The 17,381-nt window shown below is 64.2% G+C and carries 22 protein-coding genes; 10 read left to right on the forward strand and 12 right to left on the reverse strand.

The features are described 5' to 3' along the window. Positions 1–5: 5 nt before the first annotated feature. Complete coding sequence (locus N7650_RS03005; protein WP_009403249.1) at positions 6–1,106, reverse strand: efflux RND transporter periplasmic adaptor subunit; 1,101 nt, start codon at positions 1,104–1,106, stop codon at positions 6–8. Positions 1,107–1,362: 256 nt separating this feature from the next. Here N7650_RS03005 and N7650_RS03010 point away from each other — a divergent pair, with 256 nt between their 5' ends. The 4 genes from N7650_RS03010 (at position 1,363) to N7650_RS03025 (ending at position 3,094) form a co-directional block, all read left to right on the forward strand. Further along, positions 1,363–1,596, forward strand: a complete 234-nt coding sequence (locus tag N7650_RS03010) for a Phd-YefM (RefSeq protein WP_080604787.1) — start codon at positions 1,363–1,365, stop codon at positions 1,594–1,596. 10 nt (positions 1,597–1,606) lie between these two features. Next, positions 1,607–1,891, forward strand: a complete 285-nt coding sequence (locus tag N7650_RS03015; protein WP_009403252.1) for a type II toxin-antitoxin system RelE/ParE family toxin — start codon at positions 1,607–1,609, stop codon at positions 1,889–1,891. A 207-nt stretch (positions 1,892–2,098) separates the two neighbouring features. Then, complete coding sequence (locus N7650_RS03020; RefSeq protein ID WP_279897080.1) at positions 2,099–2,335, forward strand: hypothetical protein; 237 nt, start codon at positions 2,099–2,101, stop codon at positions 2,333–2,335. A gap of 123 nt (positions 2,336–2,458) precedes the next feature. Beyond that, positions 2,459–3,094, forward strand: a complete 636-nt coding sequence (locus N7650_RS03025) for a TetR/AcrR family transcriptional regulator (RefSeq protein ID WP_009403255.1) — start codon at positions 2,459–2,461, stop codon at positions 3,092–3,094. A 138-nt stretch (positions 3,095–3,232) separates the two neighbouring features. Here N7650_RS03025 and N7650_RS03030 read toward each other — a convergent pair whose 3' ends face one another. Further along, on the reverse strand, positions 3,233–4,012 hold the full coding sequence (locus tag N7650_RS03030; protein WP_009403257.1) for a class I SAM-dependent methyltransferase: 780 nt from the start codon (positions 4,010–4,012) through the stop codon (positions 3,233–3,235). 90 nt (positions 4,013–4,102) lie between these two features. On the opposite strand from N7650_RS03030, the gene N7650_RS03035 reads away from it, so the two are divergent. Further along, a complete protein-coding gene (locus N7650_RS03035; RefSeq protein WP_009403258.1) occupies positions 4,103–4,723 on the forward strand; it encodes a hypothetical protein in 621 nt (206 codons plus the stop codon). On the opposite strand, the gene N7650_RS03040 is transcribed toward N7650_RS03035, so the two are convergent. The 7 genes from N7650_RS03040 to ppc all read right to left on the reverse strand — a co-directional run bounded on the left by N7650_RS03040 (position 4,720) and on the right by ppc (position 11,882). Next, positions 4,720–5,409 (reverse strand): extensin family protein, encoded by a 690-nt coding sequence (locus tag N7650_RS03040; RefSeq protein ID WP_009403259.1) that lies wholly within the window; start codon positions 5,407–5,409, stop codon positions 4,720–4,722. The two genes, N7650_RS03035 and N7650_RS03040, sit on opposite strands and share 4 nt — an antisense overlap. Before the next feature lie 7 nt (positions 5,410–5,416). Next, positions 5,417–6,247 (reverse strand): isocitrate lyase/phosphoenolpyruvate mutase family protein, encoded by an 831-nt coding sequence (locus N7650_RS03045; protein ID WP_009403260.1) that lies wholly within the window; start codon positions 6,245–6,247, stop codon positions 5,417–5,419. Positions 6,248–6,276: 29 nt separating this feature from the next. Then, on the reverse strand, positions 6,277–7,146 hold the full coding sequence (locus N7650_RS03050; protein ID WP_009403262.1) for a DUF72 domain-containing protein: 870 nt from the start codon (positions 7,144–7,146) through the stop codon (positions 6,277–6,279). A gap of 4 nt (positions 7,147–7,150) precedes the next feature. Beyond that, positions 7,151–7,450 carry a hypothetical protein gene (locus N7650_RS03055; RefSeq protein ID WP_009403264.1) on the reverse strand — a complete coding sequence of 100 codons (300 nt, stop codon included), beginning with the start codon at positions 7,448–7,450 and terminating at the stop codon, positions 7,151–7,153. Positions 7,451–7,579: 129 nt separating this feature from the next. Continuing rightward, the gene (gene tsaB, locus N7650_RS03060) at positions 7,580–8,254 is read right to left on the reverse strand and encodes a tRNA (adenosine(37)-N6)-threonylcarbamoyltransferase complex dimerization subunit type 1 TsaB (RefSeq protein ID WP_009403267.1); all 675 of its coding nucleotides are present in this window, start codon (positions 8,252–8,254) and stop codon (positions 7,580–7,582) included. Between the two features lie 85 nt (positions 8,255–8,339). Next, complete coding sequence (gene adk, locus N7650_RS03065; protein WP_009403268.1) at positions 8,340–8,987, reverse strand: adenylate kinase; 648 nt, start codon at positions 8,985–8,987, stop codon at positions 8,340–8,342. Positions 8,988–9,254: 267 nt separating this feature from the next. Continuing rightward, the gene (gene ppc, locus N7650_RS03070) at positions 9,255–11,882 is read right to left on the reverse strand and encodes a phosphoenolpyruvate carboxylase (RefSeq protein WP_279897081.1); all 2,628 of its coding nucleotides are present in this window, start codon (positions 11,880–11,882) and stop codon (positions 9,255–9,257) included. Positions 11,883–12,009: 127 nt separating this feature from the next. On the opposite strand from ppc, the gene N7650_RS03075 reads away from it, so the two are divergent. The 5 genes from N7650_RS03075 to N7650_RS03095 all read left to right on the forward strand — a co-directional run bounded on the left by N7650_RS03075 (position 12,010) and on the right by N7650_RS03095 (position 14,745). Continuing rightward, complete coding sequence (locus N7650_RS03075) at positions 12,010–12,354, forward strand: pilin assembly protein (RefSeq protein ID WP_279897082.1); 345 nt, start codon at positions 12,010–12,012, stop codon at positions 12,352–12,354. Between the two features lie 340 nt (positions 12,355–12,694). Continuing rightward, positions 12,695–13,123, forward strand: a complete 429-nt coding sequence (locus N7650_RS03080) for a DUF4398 domain-containing protein (protein ID WP_009403273.1) — start codon at positions 12,695–12,697, stop codon at positions 13,121–13,123. A 48-nt stretch (positions 13,124–13,171) separates the two neighbouring features. After that, on the forward strand, positions 13,172–13,963 hold the full coding sequence (locus N7650_RS03085) for an OmpA family protein (protein WP_009403275.1): 792 nt from the start codon (positions 13,172–13,174) through the stop codon (positions 13,961–13,963). Positions 13,964–14,183: 220 nt separating this feature from the next. Further along, positions 14,184–14,459, forward strand: a complete 276-nt coding sequence (locus N7650_RS03090; protein WP_170395107.1) for a type II toxin-antitoxin system Phd/YefM family antitoxin — start codon at positions 14,184–14,186, stop codon at positions 14,457–14,459. Further along, a complete protein-coding gene (locus N7650_RS03095) occupies positions 14,422–14,745 on the forward strand; it encodes a type II toxin-antitoxin system RelE/ParE family toxin (protein ID WP_009403283.1) in 324 nt (107 codons plus the stop codon). Before N7650_RS03090 ends, N7650_RS03095 begins: the two co-directional genes overlap by 38 nt. A 114-nt stretch (positions 14,746–14,859) precedes the next feature. On the opposite strand, the gene N7650_RS03100 is transcribed toward N7650_RS03095, so the two are convergent. From N7650_RS03100 to N7650_RS03110, 3 genes are read right to left on the reverse strand one after another with little or no spacing between them, the layout of a single operon-like run. Further along, complete coding sequence (locus N7650_RS03100) at positions 14,860–15,186, reverse strand: hypothetical protein (protein ID WP_009403285.1); 327 nt, start codon at positions 15,184–15,186, stop codon at positions 14,860–14,862. Next, entirely contained in the window at positions 15,183–16,106 is a 924-nt protein-coding gene (locus tag N7650_RS03105; RefSeq protein WP_279897083.1) for an alpha/beta hydrolase, read from the reverse strand. Before N7650_RS03105 ends, N7650_RS03100 begins: the two co-directional genes overlap by 4 nt. Further along, on the reverse strand, positions 16,078–17,361 hold the full coding sequence (locus tag N7650_RS03110; protein WP_170394947.1) for a flavohemoglobin expression-modulating QEGLA motif protein: 1,284 nt from the start codon (positions 17,359–17,361) through the stop codon (positions 16,078–16,080). The genes N7650_RS03105 and N7650_RS03110 overlap by 29 nt, the downstream gene beginning before the upstream one ends. Between the last annotated feature and the right edge of the window lie 20 nt (positions 17,362–17,381).

The following is a 17,381-nucleotide window of genomic DNA, read 5'->3' on the forward strand; positions in this document are numbered from 1 at the left end:
GGGACTTACTCCTTGGCCGCCAGATTCACCGTACGATTGGACCGGTCCACCGGTCGTATCCGCTCGCCCTCATGCAACACATGGCCGCCGGCAGCCACCACCCAGTCGCTGGCGCTGAGGCCTTCGAGCACCGGAACGCTATCCTGGCCGTAGGCGCCGACCCGCACTGGCACGCGCTGCAAGGTACTGTTGGCATCGACACGCCAGACGTAGGTCTGGCCATTCTCCGCACTCAGCGCCGACAACGGCACCGCCAGCGGAATCTGCTCGGTATGCTGGATGAACACCCGGGCGCTCTGACCCAGCTCGGCGGGAACCTTGCCGGTATTGAAGGCGATGCGCGCGGCGAAGGTGCGCGAACGCGGATCGGCGGCCGGCGACAGCTCGCGGATACGGCCGTCGAAGCGCTGCCCAGGTTGCGACCACAATTCCACGGTCACCGGCTGGCCCACGCTGAAACGGCCGAAGTTCTGCTCCGGCAGGCTGATCAGCACTTCGCGCTCGCCATCGGCGGCGAGGGTGAACGCGGTCTGCCCGGCGGCCACCACCTGGCCGACTTCCACCTGGCGCTTGGACACGACCCCGTCCTGGGACGCGCGCAGCACCGAGTAGCCGGCCTGGTTGCCGGCCACATCGAACTCGGCGCGCATCTGCTTCACCCGGGCTAGGCCGGCGCGATAGAGGTTCTCCGCATTGTCGTACTGCGACTGGCTGACCATCTGCCGCTCCAGCAGCCTCTTGTAGCGATCGCGCTCGGCCTGCACCAGGTTCAGGTTGGCCTCGGCCGCGGCGACTTGGGCGCGGGTCGCTTCCAGTTGCAGGCGCACGTCCTGCGGATCCAGTTCGGCCAGCGGCTGATCCGCCTTGACCCGCTGCCCCTCCTCCACCAGGCGCTTGCTCACCTTGCCGCCGATCCGGAACGCCAGCTCCGGCTCGAAGCGCGCGCGCACCTCGCCGGGATAGCTGTCCACCGCGGCCGAAGCCGGCTGCGGCTGCACCACCATGGCGGGACGGATAACGGTGGGTGCCGCGGCTTCCTGCCCGCAAGCGGACAACAGCGCGGCCAGGAGGGCAGGCAGAGCGAGGGGCAAGGCATGACGCAACATGAGTGATGACCTTTCGCGAGGAGGGGCGCTTCGAATATTTATACTGGCGGGTATATTAAATCAGCGGGTTGCGGCGGGGAAGGTGGATTTTTTGGTCTGGATAGATCAATAAATGCGCATTGTTTTACGCATTACATTGCATATACTCCAACTCATGTGTGTCGCGCTCAGTGCGGCCATCCTCTGCAAACATATTGAGGCAAATGACATGAGTGCACTTCTTGACCGGGCCGAGCAGGCGGTGTCTGCTACCGCGATGGTTCGAAGCTTCAGCGCCAAACTGAAGGAGGTTACCAGCGGGAAGCACTCCCACTTGGTGATTTTCAAGGACAACGAGCCCGCTGCGGTATTGATTGGAGTCAAGTCCTTTCAAGCGCTTCAGGACGAACTCGAAGACCTTCGCGCCGAGCGGCTCGCCATCGATCGCCTGTCCACCCTGGATGAAGAGAAAACGGTGAGCCTCGAGGACATGGAGGCTCGCTTCAAATAGGCAGCGACCCATGAAGTGGCGTGTACGGTTTCACCCTGAAGTCGAGCGGGATCTCAAGCAGTTGGGAAAGGTCGAGGCCCAGAGGGTACTGGTGGTGATCCGCGAGCGCATTGCCGAGGGAGAGCCGGATAAGATCGGCAAACCGCTGCGTGGCGCGCTTACCGGTTACCGACGTATCAGGACCGGGGATGTCAGGGTCGTCTACAGGATCAATGGCACCGAGATCGTGCTGGTCCTCTGCGTGGGGGCCCGCCGCGATGATGAGGTCTATATCAGCGCCACTCGGCGTATCTGATCCCGCCGCGCTCAGGCAGAAGTCCAGACTGCGCTTTGGCAGGCATCTGAGGTCGTAAAGCCAGGTTGCTATGGCAGCTGTGCGTGTGGGCACCTTCGGGTGCGCCAGGCTTTCTATGGCCCCTGGTCTGTCAACCCGCGCACAGTTGCCACCCTCCGTTTGACAGCGGACTTGGCAAATCCCGATCAACGGCCATAGAGATACACCATGAAAAAACTCGTCCCCGATCCACCTCCCGTCCTGTGCATCCGCGCGGGGATCTCTCACGAAAAATCCATCCATCTGGCGCAGCAGCACATCGACAGCGCCATGAACATCGCCCACGAAATCGCCGCACATGCCTGCACTGACCAACAGGAGCGGATCAACGCGGCCATCCTGCAGATGCAGATCACCCGTGCCTTGCTGAAGGTCTCGGCGGCAACGCTGGACGTGGTGGTATAACCGCCAATCGCGACGGTTCGACAGCCTCATGGCCGTCGCGATTGCAGCATTTCGACAACCTGACCTGACCCCGCCTCGCCCGCGTTGTACTATTCCTCGCTTCAATCCCTGCAAAAGTGACCCATGTCCCAAGATCCCACCGTATCCAGCGGCCCAGGACGGCCCAAGGATCTGGCCAAGCGCCAGGCCATCCTCGAGGCCGCCAAGGACCTGTTCCTCGCCAATGGTTATGCCAGCACCAGCATGGATGCGGTCGCGACAGCGGCAGGTGTGTCGAAACTCACGGTCTACAGCCACTTCAATGACAAGGAAAACCTGTTCGCCGAGGCCATCATCGCCACCTGCCAGGCGCAGTTGCCGGGGCTGATCTTCGAGCTGCCCGAAGGCGTGCCGCTGGAGCAGGTACTGATGAAGATCGGCCGCGGGTTCCAGGTGCTGATCAACAGCGATCATTCGGTGAAGCTGCATCGCCTGATCATCACTCAGGGACCACAGGATCCGAAGCTTGGGCAGATGTTCTTCGAGGCGGGACCGGCACGGGTGCTGCGCGAAACCGAGGCACTGCTGAGGCTGGCGGACGAACGCGGCATGCTGCGGATTGCCAATCCGGCTTCGGCGGCGGAGCATTTTTTCTGCCTGCTCAAGGGCGGGGCGAATTTCAGGCTGCTGCTCGGGTGTGCCGGGCCGCTGGAGGCTGAAGAGGCCGAGGCGCATGTGCGGGAGGTGGTGGAGCTGTTTCTGCGGGCTTATCGCGTCTAGCCCAGGCACCGCAACCCCCTGTGGGAGCTGGCTTGCCAGCGATGAGGCCGGCACTGACAAAGATGTTGTCAGGTTGGGCCCAATCGCTGGCAAGCCAGCTCCCACAGGGATTTGTGGGGTCTGCCAAATCAAGTCAGATCAGGGCTTGAGCGCCTTTTTCGGATAGATGTCATAGCGACTGGATTTGCCCTCCAGGCTATGGCTCGGCTTCGTGCCCTCGATGATCGGCGCTTTGCGCGGGCGCTTGACCACGACCCGGTGGGTCGCCAGGGCCAGCGCGGCTTCGAGCAGGGCCGGGGCATCAAGGTCGTCCCCCACCAGCGGCCGGAACACGCGCATTTCCTTTTTCACCAAGGCGCTCTTGTCGCGGTGAGGGAACATCGGGTCGAGGTAGATCACCTGTGGCGGCTCGCCTTGCCAGTTGCGCATGCGCTCGATGGAGTTGCCATGCAACAGCTCCATGCGCGCCACGATCGGGCCGACCTCTGCATCCCCGGCAGCCCGCGCCAGACCATCCTCGAGCAGTGCCGCCACCAGCGGCTGGCGCTCGATCAGTTGCATCCGGCAGCCGAGCGTGGCGAGCACGAAGGCGTCCTTGCCAAGCCCGGCCGTGGCGTCCAGCACATGGGGGCGTACGCCCTGGGCGATACCGACCGCCTTGGCGATCATCTGCCCCGCACCGCCGCCATACAGGCGCCGATGGGCCGCGCCGCCCTCAAGAAAGTCGACCCGCACCGGCCCCGGTGCCTGCGGCCCGAGCTGCTGGATCTGCAGGCCGTCCGCGCCCACCTGCACGGCGAACGCCGCCTCGGCATCGTCCAGTGGCAGCCCCAGGCGCGCCGCCCATTGCTCGGCCTGCGCCTGATACCCGGCGTCCAGTGCCTCGACCCGGATCCCGCCTTCGACCTGCTGCTCCACGCTCACCTTCCTGCCCAAAAAAAGTTAAAGATCGGCGCCTGCGGCCGATACACAAAGTACGCGCCATTTTGCCAGAGCTCTTCGACAACCATGTCAGAGATTCTTCAACTTCCCTCAGGCTACCTGTCACCCGTCGGTGACTACAGCCGCCACAACACCCAGGCCCTGGGCGGCGTCAGCCACCTGTGGTCGGACTTCTTCGCCCGTGCCCTGGCTGCGCAGCAGGAAGAAGGCGTGGTGCGCGAGGCGCTGCCGGTCGAAGAAGTGGACGTGCAGACCGGCGAACCGATCAGCGGCAGCCAGACCCTGGCGCAGATCCACAGCCAGCGCCTGTGCGAGGTCACCGATACCGAGATCGCCCCGCCGGAGCCCCTGTTCCTGCCGATTGCCGAATTCGAGCTGGACCTGCTGGACAAACCCGCCCCGCCCTTCAGCGCTGCCGAACTGATCGAGCAGCAGCGCCAACTCGACATCAGCAACAACTGGGTGCGCCCGGTGGTCATGAGCCAGGGCCATCCGCTTCCCGAGCCGGGCCCGGCACCGGCGCCTTATCCACTGCACCTGCCGATCGCCGAACTGGAGCGCAAGCTGCTGGACCCGGCGCCGGAGCCTTTCGACGAGGCCACCCTGGCCAAGCAGCAGCACGACCTGGAGTTCGATATTCACTGGGCTCGCCCCGTCGTGCTGAACAACGTGCGCATCGCCGCCTAACGGCAGACCCGCCAACGCCCCATATCCAGATGAAAGTGGTTGTGATGGGCGCTGTTGTAGTCCGGCCCGAGTACCGTGTTGAAACTCTCGCAGGCAGCATCCCGCGCTTCGCGCAGAAAGCGGGCCTTGGGCCCGTCGCCGCTCCAGTCCTTTTGCAGCTCAATGCGCCGGCCGTCCTTCAGGCGAAACCCGGAAATATCCAGGGCATTGGCCGTAGCGTGCTGGCTGAGCCGGCCTTCGGCACGGTTGTAGACGTTGCGACAGGCATAGCTGCCCAGATGATCGACCTGGGTCACCGGCTGCCCGAAAACCCGTTGCGCCGCCGGTTGCAGGCCATGCCGCTCGAACAGGGCGAAGGCTACGGCTACCGGGCAGGTAGCAAGAAAGCTGCTGCTCAGTTTCACTTCTGCGCCCTGGACGCGGACCACGTTGGTCAGGGGGCAATTGCCGCCAGTGGTATTCGCCTGCGGGCTGTAACGCAGGCCGGACGTGGCCAGCACCTCGGCGCACAACTGCGGATCGTCGCGCAGGCGGCCCAGTTTCCATGAGGTCAGGAGGTTGGGCGGCTCGCGCACATCCAGCGGCGCCCAGGGGTTCCATTGTCCGGGCAGGCGCCAACCCTGTCGCCAGCCGAACAGCGCCACGCCGGCCAGCACCACCAACAGCACCAGTGCGCCATGGCGCATGATCACCTCAGCGCCGGAACAGGTCGTTGAGCTGGGCGAAGGTCATGGCCTTGTCGCCATGGTCGAAGCGCCCTTCCCCGCGAATCCGCGTCGCCGCTTCGAAGAATGCACCGTAGGCGACCCGGGCCAGGGACGAACCCACGCTGATGCGCTTCACGCCCAGCGCCTTGAGGTCCTCCAAACCCAGGTCCACGCCTGCCAGCCCCATCAACACGTTGACCGGTTTCGGTGCCACCGCCTTGACCACCCGCTGGATGTCCTCGGCAGTGCGCAATCCCGGCGCATAGAGCACATCGGCCCCAGCCTCGGCGAAGGCCTGCAGGCGGGCGATGGTGTCGTCGAGATCATTGCGCCCGTGCAGCAGGTTTTCCGCACGGGCGCAGAGCATGAAGGGAAAGTCCAGGCTGCGGGCGGCCGCAACCGCGGCCTCGACCCGCTCCACGGCGCGATGGAAGTTGTAGATGGGCTCATCCTCGCGACCGGTGGCGTCCTCGATGGAGCCGCCTACCAGGCCCATCTTCGCTGCCTGCAGGATGGTGTCGGCACACCCGCCCGGCTCATCGCTGTAGCCGTTCTCCAGGTCTGCCGCCACCGGCAGGGCCGTGGCATCGACGATGGACTGGGCATTGGCCAGGGTCTCGTCGCGACTCACCGCACCTTCGGCATCCGGCCGCCCAAGGGCGAAAGCCAGGCCGGCACTGCTGGTAGCAAGGGCCTCGAAGCCGAGGCTGGCAAGCAGCTTGGCCGAACCGGCATCCCACGGATTGGGAATGACGAAGGTTCCGGGGCGTTCGTGCAGCGCCTTGAAGGCTTCGGCACGCAGGGTTTGCACATCCATGGTGGAACTCCCAGGCAGACGACGGGAAATCACAACAGTCCGAGTTGTTCGACCTGCGGCCCCCGATCGGGTTCATGCAACGGCGCAAGCCCCGGCAGGCGTTCCATCAAGCCTTGATGGAAACGCCGGGCCAGGGCTGCGGCCAGGCGGTTGTCAGCGGTATGCAGGAAAACGTAGGGGCTGCGCCCTTCCTCGATCCAGGCGGCGACCTTGTCCAGCCACGGCACCAGGAACGGCTCGTTCGCCGCCAGTTCCGGATGGCCGATGAAACGCACCTGCGGTTGCTGGCTGAAGGCAGCGGGGCGCGGCGGCACCCGTGGCTTTTTCGATTGGGCGTGGAGCACGCTCGGGTCGCGGGAGGTGCAACTGAACAATGCCCGCGGGTCGAGACAGATGCGCTCGATGCCACGCTCGTTGAGCAGCCGGTTCAGCAGGCGCTCGTCCTCGCCCTTGGCGAAGAAGGCATCGTTGCGCACCTCGACGGCCACCGGCACGGCAAGCTCGTCGATGAACTGCATCAGTTCGCCGAGGCGCGCCGGCCCGAAGCTCGCCGGCAACTGCAACCAGTACGGCGATACCCGTGTGCCCAAGGGTGCGAGCAACTGCACAAAGGTGCGCGCTGCCTCCAGTTGCGCATGCAAGTCGCCGCTGTGGCTGATATCACCGGGAAACTTGGCAGTGAAGCGAAAGTGCGCGGGCATGACCTTGGCCCAGCGCTCGATGGTGGCCGGCGCAGGCCGGGCATAAAAGGTGGTATTGCCCTCGACGGCATTGAACACCTGGCAGTAGAGGCCAAGAAAATCGCTGCTTTTCGCGTCGCTGGGGTACAGATAGTCACGCCAGGCGTTTTCACTCCAGGACGGACAACCGAGGAAATAAGGTAAGGATGCTGAGCTCATTGGCTCAAATGTACAGATCCAGCCCCAGCACTTCCATCTCCCAATCGACGAACCCGGCAGTGGTCAGGTAGCTGGCCAGGGCGCCGGCGGTGCGCCGGTCGCGGGCGCGGGGGAAGATCATGTCCTGCGGACGGGCCGGCAGGTTGGGGAGGGCCCGCTGCGAATTGCCAGGGTTATCGGCGGCTTGCGCCTCGACTTCGAACTCGCCGGCGATGTCTTCCTGCGATTCCTCCACCCGCACCGGCCCTTTGCGCTGAGGGCGCTTGAGCGGGTAACTCGATGAAGAAAAGCCGTCGATACGCATGGCAATGAACTCGGGGTCGATGATGGCAATTTAGCGGCACCTGACACCTTGCGCAAATGCCCTACTGATAACTGGACCACATATACACAAATTGGTTTACCGCCTTTGGCGATAACCGACCGGAGGTCGTCAGGCTTTCTTGGGCGTGGCGACCTTGTCACGCAGGTACACCGGCTGGGCCTGCTCGGCCGGGACGCTCTCGCCGCGCGCCCAGGCGAATCCGGCCAGGGTCAGCAGGTCGAGCGCGTGGGGCAGCATGGCCTGGTCCTGCGCGGCGACCTTGACCGCCAGGCGTTCGGCATAGCCCCAGCCGGTACCGGCACCGAACCAGGAATCCCCGTTACCGTCGGGAAGCGCCACCTGCCCGGGCGGCAGCACGGCCTCGCTCCCCTGCAATTGCATTTCGCCCTTCACTTCTTGATAGCAGCCCCAGTAGACCTCGTCCATGCGCGCATCGATGGCCGCCGCGACCCGGGTGGCGCCGTGTTCGCGCAAGGCGCGCTGGGCCAGCACCGCCAGGTTGGACACCGGCAGCACCGGGCGCTCCAGGGCGAAGGCCAGGCCCTGGACCACGCCGATGGCGATACGCACCCCGGTGAAGGCTCCCGGGCCGCGGCCGAAGGCGATCGCATCCACCGCCGAAAGCGCCACACCGGCATCGGCCAGCAGGGCCTGGATCATCGGCAACAGCTTTTGCGCGTGCAGGCGCGGAATCACCTCGTAATGGCTCGTGATCTTGCCCTCGTGCAGCAGGGCGACGGAGCAGGCTTCAGTGGCGGTATCCAGGGCCAGCAAGGTGGTCATCGGGGTGTTCCAGGCGAGAAAAAAAGAGCGGCAGTATAAACGACAACGGCCCGCAGACGGGGCGTTGGCGATACAACGAAAGGGATCAGCTCAGGGCTGCCAGGACCTTGGCGGTGATCGCCTCGACCGAACCGACGCCAGGAATGTGGCTGACCTTCGGCTTGCCATTGGCGGCTTCGAGCTTCTGGTAGAAGTCCACCAGCGGCTTGGTCTGCTCGTGGTAGACCTTGAGGCGGCCACGCACGGTTTCTTCGTTGTCGTCCGGGCGCTGGATCAGGTCCTCGCCGGTGACGTCGTCCTTGCCTTCCACCTTCGGCGGGTTGTACACGACGTGGTAGACACGACCGGAGTCCAGGTGAACGCGGCGGCCGGCGATGCGCTGGACGATTTCTTCATCATCGACAGCGATCTCGACTACCGCATCCAGGGACACGCCAGCGGCAACCATGGCTTCGGCTTGAGGGATGGTGCGCGGGAAACCGTCGAACAGGAAACCGTTGGCGCAGTCAGGCTGGGCGATACGGTCCTTGACCAGGTTGATGATCAGGTCGTCGGAAACCAGCTTGCCGGCATCCATCACGGCCTTGGCTTCCAGGCCCAGCGGAGTGCCGGCCTTGACCGCGGCACGCAACATGTCGCCGGTGGAGATCTGCGGAATACCGAATTTTTCGGTGATGAACTTTGCCTGAGTACCTTTACCGGCCCCGGGAGCTCCCAGCAGAATTACGCGCATCTTGTGCTCCTCATTTTTTATAAGCAAATCAATGGATTCGCGAGCGTTGGCGAATCGCAGGAAATCGGGCGATGACCATAAATCGGTCAAAAGGCTGCCCAAGATACACAGCGCATGGGGACCATACAAGCGGTCGAAAGTCGGAAAAACCTGCGACAGGACGCCACGGTGTATACAGGTTGCGCCCGGCGCAACCTGCCCTTTATACGGTCAATTCCTACGACCCTGGGAACACATTCCGACGCCTGACAGCCGTTCAACCGACGCTCAACCCGTGTTGCGCAACCCTGCGGCGATGCCTGCCACGGTCACCAGCAAGGCCTGCTCCAACGGGCTGTCCAGAGCGGCTTCGCGCTCTCGCGAGCGGGCCAGCAGCTCGGCCTGGAGCAAGTGCAACGGATCCAGGTAGGTATTGCGCAGGCGGATGAACTCCAGGGTCTCCGGGCTGTGCGCCAGTAGCACCGGCTGCCCGGTCAGGCCCAGCACCACCTGGCATGCCTGCGACAATAGGTCGCGCAAATGCTCACCCAAAGGTCGCAGGTGCGGTTGCACCAGACGTTCGTCGTAGGACGCGGCGATTTCCGCGTCGGCCTTGGCCAGGACCATCTCCAGCATGTCGATGCGGGTGCGGAAGAACGGCCACTGCTCGCGCATCTGCGCCAGCAGCGGCCCCTGGCCACGAGCCAGGGCGTTGTTCAGCGCGGCTTCCCAGCCGAGCCAGGCTGGCAGCATCAGCCGGGTCTGGGTCCAGCCGAAGATCCACGGGATGGCCCGCAGGCTCTCGATGCCACCGGCGCGGCGCTTGGCCGGGCGGCTGCCCAAGGGCAGGCGGCCAAGCTCCTGTTCCGGCGTGGACTGGCGGAAATACTCGACGAAATCAGGGTTTTCCCGCACCACGCCGCGGTAGGTCTTCACCCCGTCGGCGGCCAACTGGTCCATCACCTCGCGCCAGGCCGGCTGAGGGGGCGGCGGCGGCAGCAAGGTGGCTTCCAGCACGGCGGCCAGGTACAGATTGAGGTTCTGCTCGGCGATATCGGCCAGCCCGAACTTGAACCGGATCATCTCGCCCTGCTCGGTGGCGCGGAAACGCCCGGCCACCGACCCCGGCGGCTGCGACAGGATCGCCGCGTGGGCCGGCGCGCCGCCGCGCCCGACGGTGCCGCCGCGGCCATGGAACAGCAGCAGCTCGACTTCCTGCTCCCGGCAGATCTGCACCAGGGTCTCCTGGGCGCGGTACTGCGCCCAGGCTGCAGCGGTGGTGCCGGCGTCCTTGGCCGAGTCAGAATAGCCGATCATCACTTCCTGCGGGCCGTGCAGCCCGGCGCGGTAACCCGGCAGGGACAGCAGGCGCTGCATCACCGGCCCGGCGTTATCCAGGTCGGCCAGGGTCTCGAACAGCGGCACCACGCGCATCGGCCGTTGCAGGCCAGCCTCCTTGAGCAGCAGTTGCACCGCCAGCACGTCGGACGCCGCCCCGGCCATGGAGATGACATAGGACCCGAGGGACGCGGCGGGCGCCGCAGCGATCTCGCGGCAGGTGGCAAGCACTTCGGCAGTGTCGGCCTGGGGCTGGTAATGCGCCGGCAAGAGCGGGCGGCGGCTGGCCAGCTCGCGCTGGAGGAAGTCGATCCGCGCTTCCTCGTTCCACTCGGCATAGCTGCCCAGGCCAAGGTATTCGGTGATTTCGCTGAGGGCAGCGGCGTGGCGGGTGGAGTCCTGGCGCACATCGAGGCGCACCAGGAACAGGCCGAACGTCACGGCGCGGCGCAGGCAATCCAGCAGCGGACCGTCGGCGATCACCCCCATGCCGCATTCATGCAGGGACTCGAAGCACAGGTGCAGGGGCTCGAAGAGTTCGCGGTTGTCCTGCAACACCAGCGGGCCCGGTGGCTGTGCCGTAGTCAGGGCCGACTGGGCCCAGGCTCGGGTTTCCCGCAGCCGCTCGCGCAGCGGCTTGAGCAGCGCACGATAGGGCTCGGCGCAATCACCGACCCTGGCGCGCAAGGCCGGGCTGGCCTGCTGCATGGACAGCTCGGCGGCGAGGGAATGCACGTCGCGCAGGAACAGGTCGGCAGCCATCCAGCGCGCCAGCAACAGTACTTCGCGGGTGACGGCTGCGGTGACATTGGGGTTGCCGTCACGGTCACCGCCCATCCACGAGGCGAAGCGGATCGGCGCAGCCTCCAGCGGCAGGTGCAGGCCGGTGGCGGCGTGCAGGGCCTTGTCGGCCTTGCGCATGTGGTTGGGAATGGCGTGCCAGAGTGAGTGCTCGATCACCGCGAAGCCCCACTTGGCCTCGTCCACCGGAGTCGGTCGGGTGCGGCGGATTTCCTCGGTGTGCCAGGCCTCGGCGATCAGCCGTTGCAGGCGCTCGCGGACCTGCTCGCGTTCGGCGGGGGTCAGGTCGCGGTGATCCTGGACGGCAAGCTGCGCGGCGATGGCGTCGTACTTCTGGATCAGCGTGCGCCGCGCCACCTCGGTGGGGTGGGCGGTCAGCACCAGTTCGATGTTCAGCTTGCCGAGCTGGCGGGCCAAGGCGTCGTCGCTATGGCCGGCGGCCTTGAGGCGGGCCAGCAGCTCGGGCAGCACCCGGGCCTCGAACGGCTCCGGCTGGTCGGCGTCGCGACGGCGGATCAACTGGTACTGCTCGGCGATATTGGCCAGGTTGAGGAACTGGTTGAAGGCCCGGGCCACCGGCAGCAGCTCATCGTCGGCGAGGTCGGCGAGGGTCGAACTGAGCTGTTCTTCGCCGCCGCTACGGTCGGCCTTGGCGCTGTGGCGGATCGCCTCGATCTTCTGCAGGAACGTCTCGCCATGTTGCTCGCGTACCGTATGGCCCAGCAGCTCGCCCAACAGATGAACATCTTCCCGCAAACGCACATCGATATCGGTCATCAACCTTCTCCACCCTGGAAATACTGCGTCGTTGCAGAGTGCCCCACTACCGGTCGTGCTTTCAAGGCACGGGCGCGGGCGAACTGGCTACGCTGTAACCAGTCGCCATGGTTTTACGGAGGGCATCATGAAGATTCGCGAACTTGCACAGTACTGGGAACAGCACGCCAAAGGACGTCTGAGCCCGACCGGTCATGTCCTGCACCTGGACGTCGAGGCCTCGGCGCGCCTGGCGGCGCTGACCGAGATGTACCCCAAGCGCACCCCGGAAGAATTGCTCGGCGAACTGCTGGGTGCGGCACTGGAAGAGCTGGAAGCGAGTTTCCCGTACGTTCAGGGGCAGCAGGTGATCGCCACCGATGAGGAAGGTGATCCGTTGTACGAGGATGTCGGGCCGACGCCGCGCTTCCTGGCGCTTTCGCGCCAGCATCTGCATGCGTTGAGCAGTGGCGAGGAAGGTTCTACCCACTGAAATCACTGACACATTAGCCCCTGTGGGAGCTGGCTTGCCAGCGACGAGGGCAGATCGGCCAACCTCATTGCTCAAGCCGGCCAAATCGCTGGCAAGCCAGCTCCCACAGGGATCTCCATCGGCGGAAGGGTCGGTGGATACCACTCCATCCCCGCAAAAGTTCCCGCCCCTCCCCACTGACCGATCAGTCAGAAAAACTCGCCCATCAAGCGGCACTTTTTGTGAACTTTTCAAAAAACCGGCGACTCCGAGCCAATAGCCACTACGGCAAAATTCCTCCCGGTTCCCTCCGGAGAGGTGTGTCGATGGACTGTTACGGATGTTCATCAGGAGTGATCCAATGGAGTTGACCACCATGAAGACCCGCATCGAGAAATCCCCGTTCCAACTGCGCGGGATCAAGCTGGCCGCCCTGGCCCTGGGCAGCAGCCTGGTTCTGGCCGGCTGTGCTGGCAAGCCACCCACCGAGCAATACGCCGTGACCCAGTCGGCCGTTAACTCTGCGGTGAGCGCCGGTGGCACCGAGTTTGCCGCCGTCGAGATGAAGGCCGCGCAGGACAAGTTCAAGCAAGCCGAAATCGCCATGCACGACAAGAAGTATGACGAAGCGAAGATTCTCGCCGAACAGGCCGAATGGGATGCCCGTGTTGCCGAACGCAAGGCCCAGGCCATGAAAGCCCAGAAAGCCGTGCAGGATGCCCGCCAGGGCGTCCAGGACGTACGCGAGGAAGGCATGCGTGCCGCTGACCCGCTGCAGCCGCAGCAGTAAGCGCCGCCGCGCTCCGTGCATTCGAAATTCGATCAAAGGACGAACACTATGCGTAACCACGTGATGATTCCCGCCCTCCTGGCCGTGAGCATGGGCCTGGTCGCCTGCGCCCACCAGCCGAACCCCAACCTGGAGTCGGCCCGGACCAACTTCTCCGCCCTGCAAAGCGACCCTCAGGCGAGCAAGGTAGCCGCCCTCGAGACCAAGGACGCCCAGGACTGGCTGAACAAGGCCGACAAGGCCTACATGGACAAGGAAGACGACAAGAAGGTCGACCAGTTGGCCTACCTGACCAACCAGCGCGTCGAGGTGGCCAAGCAGACCATCGCCCTGCGCACCGCCGAAGCCGAGCTGAAAAACGCCGCCGCCCAGCGCGCCCAGGCCCGCCTGGACGCTCGCGACGCGCAGATCAAGAAGCTCCAGGAAAGCCTCAACGCCAAGCAGACCGAGCGCGGCACCCTGGTGACCTTCGGTGACGTGCTGTTCGACTTCAACAAGGCCGAGCTGAAGAGCAGCGCCTACCCGAACATCACCAAGCTGGCCCAGTTCCTCCAGGAAAACCCGGACCGCAAGGTGATCGTCGAGGGCTACACCGACAGCGTCGGCAGCGCCGGCTACAACCAGTCCCTGTCCGAGCGCCGCGCCAACTCGGTGCGCATGGCGCTGGTCCGTGCCGGTGTGGACCCGGCCCGTATCGTCGCCCAGGGTTATGGCAAGGAGTATCCGGTAGCGGACAACTCCAGCAACTCCGGTCGCGCGCAGAACCGTCGGGTGGAAGTGACCATTTCCAACGACAACCAGCCGGTGGCACCGCGCAGCAGCGTGAGCAGCGCGCAGTAACCTGCTGGCTATGACGAAAAATCCCGCCGGTTGGCGGGATTTTTTTTACCCACCAAAAAGCAAAAGCACCTATAAAAGCACCTTTAAAGACACCTATTAAAGAGCTACCATTCCGGCCACGCAGTATCGGCTTCGATCAGGGTCTGAAATACAGATCCGGACTACCGATCCCGGAGCTCTCTCCCGACAGCAGAACTCGACAGGAAGTGTTGCCATGGCAATGACATTCGCGGTGTTGGCCGATGTAGCGGCATCGGTCACCGACCTTAAAAAAGATCCAATGGGCACTTTGCGCGAAGGTAAAGGCGAAACCGTGGTCATCCTCAACAGAAACGCACCGGCCTTCTATGCAGTTCCACCGGACCGCTATGAGGCGATGATGGATCTGATCGACGATGTCCAGTTGGCAGAGCTTGTACGCCAGCGGCGTGGCGAGCCCACTGTCAGGGTAGATATCGATGAGCTCATCGCAGACGCCAAAGGAAGCGGCAACTGACTACGCGCTGGAATTCAATCTGAGGGCCAAAAAGGAGTTCGACAGGCTGGATGCAGCGATCCGCCTGCAACTGGCCAAAAAGCTGAAATCCAGGCTGGCTGAACCGAGGGTGGACGCCGACAAGCTTTCAGGGATGCCGGACTGCTACAAGATCAAGTTGCGCAGTTCTGGTTATCGGCTGGTGTATCAGGTTTTCGATAAGCGATTGGTGGTGCTGGTAATTGCGGTGGGCAAGCGGGAGAACAACCAGGCTTACGGCGCGGCCTTATCACGGTTCACACACTGATAGCGCTTGCACCACCGCTATCGCGGGCAACGCCAGCTCCCACAGGGTCTGCGGTGCACGCGTCCCTTGTGGAGCTGGCGTTGCCAGCGATATGACAGGGAAGACACAACAAACCTACTGGACCGCCTGCGGCGTCTCCTGCCCCATGCAGCGCACCGCCTGCTTCTTGCTGTCCACCAGCACGCCGGTCAAGCCCTTCTGCTGCATGTCGAACAGCACCAGCACGCCGTCGATGCACTGGGCCATCTGCGGTGCCGGGTTGATCGATAGCTTGTAGTCCTCGCCCGGCACCGTCTTGAGCATGGTGAACTCCGACAGCAACAAGGCGTCCTCCGGCTTGGCGAAATGCAGGTAGCCGTAGTACCACAGGGCGCAGACCGTGCCGACGATGCTGCAGACCCCGGTGATGATCAGGGGGATGGCGTTGCGTTCTTCACTCATTGCGACTTCTCGTCAGGGTAGTTGGGGACTTCGGCCAGGCGGCGCAGGCCGTTGAAATGTTCGGGGTCGTCGAGGAACCGCAGCATGACCTGGCGCCAGGTCGGGTCGCCGAAGGTCTGCACGTGCCCGCCGCGGACCAATTGCAATACCCGCGGCGGCGGCGCGGCCTGGTACAGGCGGATACCGTTGTCCAGGGGCACCAGCGCATCGTCGATGCTGTGGAAGAACAGCTTGGGCGGGCTGTCCAGGCGCGCGATGGAACGGATCGCACTGTCTCCATCGGGCACCAGCCACGACAACGGCACCTGCATCGGCCAGGTCAGCCATGAGGTCCCCAGGGCGAAACGTCCGACATCGCGGTAACTGGCCGGGACGCCGTCGAATACCAGCGCCTTGAAGCGCGCAGCCTGCTCGGGATGCTGCGCCAGGTAGTGAATGGCCATCGCCCCGCCCAGGCTTTGCCCAAGCAGCACCCGCGGCTTGCCCTGGACTTGCGGGGCCTTGTCCAGCCAGTCGAAGGCGGCGGCAAGGTCCTGGTAGACCTCGGGCAGCGTCGGCTTGCCTGCCGACAGCCCATAGCCGCGGTAATCGATCATCAGCACCTGGTAGCCCTGTTCCGGCAGCCAGTAGCTCGCCCCCAGGTGCCAGGCCAGGTTGCCGCCATTGCCGTGCAGGTGCAGCACCGTGCCCTTCACCTCGACGCCTTCCTTGGCCGGCAGCCACCAGCCATGCAGGCGCGTGCCATCGGCGGCGGTGAGGGTCACGTCGCGCCAGGCGATCCTGGCCTTTTCTGGCGTGAACGGCTGCCCGGGCTCGGGATAGAACAGCAGCGAACTGCACCCGGACAACCCCGGCAGCAAAAGGCACGTGAGCACTATCGCGCGCCAGCGCTCAGAGAATGTTCGAATAGTCGGCTTCAATGCGATCCAGGCTCAGGTGATTGAGGAAGTTGGAGAAGCACATCCATGCCGACAGGGCATTGAGGTCGCGGAACTGCTCCGGCAGGTACTTGGGCGGTTCCACCAGCCCTTCGTCGACCAGCTGGCGCAGGGTGCGCATGTCTTCCAGGGTGGTCTTGCCGCAGAACAACAGCGGGATCTGCTCGAGCTTGCCCTTCCTCACGGCCAACTGAATGTAGTTGTAAACCATGATGAAACCCTTGAGGTAGGACAAGTCCTTGGTAAATGGCAGGCCGTTCGGCACCGAACCCCGGAACACCCGGCTGGCATTGCCATAGCTCTCCGCCATTTCGAAGCCCTGGTCGCGGAAGAACTGGTAGATCTGCAGGAAGTCGGCGCCCTCCTCCACCATATGGATGGCGCGGGTGCGGTTGGTCAGCTTGCGCAGGCGGGTCGGGTAGGAGGCGAAGGCAATCACTTCCATGAGGATCGCCAGGCCTTCCTGGGTGACGGTGGACGACGGCGGGCCCTTGGCGAGAAAGGTGCAGATCGGCTGGTTGAGGCCGTTGAGAGTAGTGCCGACGTGGACCAGCCCTTCGTGGACCTCCAGCGCCCGCACATCACGGCTGTTGAACATGGCGTCGGCGCGGATCTTGATGTAGTCGGCGCCCGCCGCCGCGTCGGCGACGATACCGTCGGACTCGAACACCCGGATGGTCCCCTCCGCCTCGCCGAACACGGTATTCAGGCGGCGCTGGAGGATTTCCACGGCTTCCTTGGCGGTGAGGTTCTTCGGCTCGTCCTTGAGGTCGCCACGGCCGTCGATGTTGTTCAGGTAGTCGGAGAGCATCAGGCCGAGATCGGCGAGAGTCGGGTCACCCGCATGGAACGCGTCGGACGCGGCGCCGTAGAGCTCCTGGGAGATCAAGCCGAAATCCTCGGTGCCACGCGCCTCGAGCATGCGCACCACCATGCGGTACTCCTTGCACATGCGCCGCATGATCTGCCCGACCGGGTTGAACTGGCCGAGCTGACGGGTGATATCGCGCTCGATGTTCTGGAATTCCAGCTTCAGCGCAGCGGAATCGAAGGACAGCGGCCGGTTCTGGTAGTACTCGCGGCTGATCGCCGGTGGCTCCTTGCCCTTGGCCTTGAAGAAGCCCTGGCGGATGCTGTCGTCCCACTTCACCGCATCCAGCACGCGTATCGGCGTCTGCGCCTGGACGATACGGTCGGAAAGGGTGCGAATCGTCTGCTGGTACTCGTCCACGCTCATGCCTCGCTGTTCCTTTTGTT

The organism is Pseudomonas sp. GD04058 (assembly GCF_029836855.1).
Classification (GTDB): Bacteria; Pseudomonadota; Gammaproteobacteria; order Pseudomonadales; family Pseudomonadaceae; genus Aquipseudomonas; species Aquipseudomonas bharatica.

Coding starts and splice junctions, on each gene's coding strand:
- N7650_RS03005 (WP_009403249.1), bottom strand. CDS start 1,106: ATGTTGCGTCATGCCTTGCCCCTCGCTCTGCCTGCCCTCCTGGCCGCG.
- N7650_RS03010 (WP_080604787.1), top strand. CDS start 1,363: ATGGTTCGAAGCTTCAGCGCCAAACTGAAGGAGGTTACCAGCGGGAAG.
- N7650_RS03015 (WP_009403252.1), top strand. CDS start 1,607: ATGAAGTGGCGTGTACGGTTTCACCCTGAAGTCGAGCGGGATCTCAAG.
- N7650_RS03020 (WP_279897080.1), top strand. CDS start 2,099: ATGAAAAAACTCGTCCCCGATCCACCTCCCGTCCTGTGCATCCGCGCG.
- N7650_RS03025 (WP_009403255.1), top strand. CDS start 2,459: ATGTCCCAAGATCCCACCGTATCCAGCGGCCCAGGACGGCCCAAGGAT.
- N7650_RS03035 (WP_009403258.1), top strand. CDS start 4,103: ATGTCAGAGATTCTTCAACTTCCCTCAGGCTACCTGTCACCCGTCGGT.
- N7650_RS03040 (WP_009403259.1), bottom strand. CDS start 5,409: ATGCGCCATGGCGCACTGGTGCTGTTGGTGGTGCTGGCCGGCGTGGCG.
- N7650_RS03045 (WP_009403260.1), bottom strand. CDS start 6,247: ATGGATGTGCAAACCCTGCGTGCCGAAGCCTTCAAGGCGCTGCACGAA.
- N7650_RS03050 (WP_009403262.1), bottom strand. CDS start 7,146: ATGAGCTCAGCATCCTTACCTTATTTCCTCGGTTGTCCGTCCTGGAGT.
- N7650_RS03055 (WP_009403264.1), bottom strand. CDS start 7,450: ATGCGTATCGACGGCTTTTCTTCATCGAGTTACCCGCTCAAGCGCCCT.
- tsaB (WP_009403267.1), bottom strand. CDS start 8,254: ATGACCACCTTGCTGGCCCTGGATACCGCCACTGAAGCCTGCTCCGTC.
- adk (WP_009403268.1), bottom strand. CDS start 8,987: ATGCGCGTAATTCTGCTGGGAGCTCCCGGGGCCGGTAAAGGTACTCAG.
- ppc (WP_279897081.1), bottom strand. CDS start 11,882: ATGACCGATATCGATGTGCGTTTGCGGGAAGATGTTCATCTGTTGGGC.
- N7650_RS03075 (WP_279897082.1), top strand. CDS start 12,010: ATGAAGATTCGCGAACTTGCACAGTACTGGGAACAGCACGCCAAAGGA.
- N7650_RS03080 (WP_009403273.1), top strand. CDS start 12,695: ATGGAGTTGACCACCATGAAGACCCGCATCGAGAAATCCCCGTTCCAA.
- N7650_RS03085 (WP_009403275.1), top strand. CDS start 13,172: ATGCGTAACCACGTGATGATTCCCGCCCTCCTGGCCGTGAGCATGGGC.
- N7650_RS03090 (WP_170395107.1), top strand. CDS start 14,184: ATGACATTCGCGGTGTTGGCCGATGTAGCGGCATCGGTCACCGACCTT.
- N7650_RS03095 (WP_009403283.1), top strand. CDS start 14,422: ATGAGCTCATCGCAGACGCCAAAGGAAGCGGCAACTGACTACGCGCTG.
- N7650_RS03100 (WP_009403285.1), bottom strand. CDS start 15,186: ATGAGTGAAGAACGCAACGCCATCCCCCTGATCATCACCGGGGTCTGC.
- N7650_RS03110 (WP_170394947.1), bottom strand. CDS start 17,361: ATGAGCGTGGACGAGTACCAGCAGACGATTCGCACCCTTTCCGACCGT.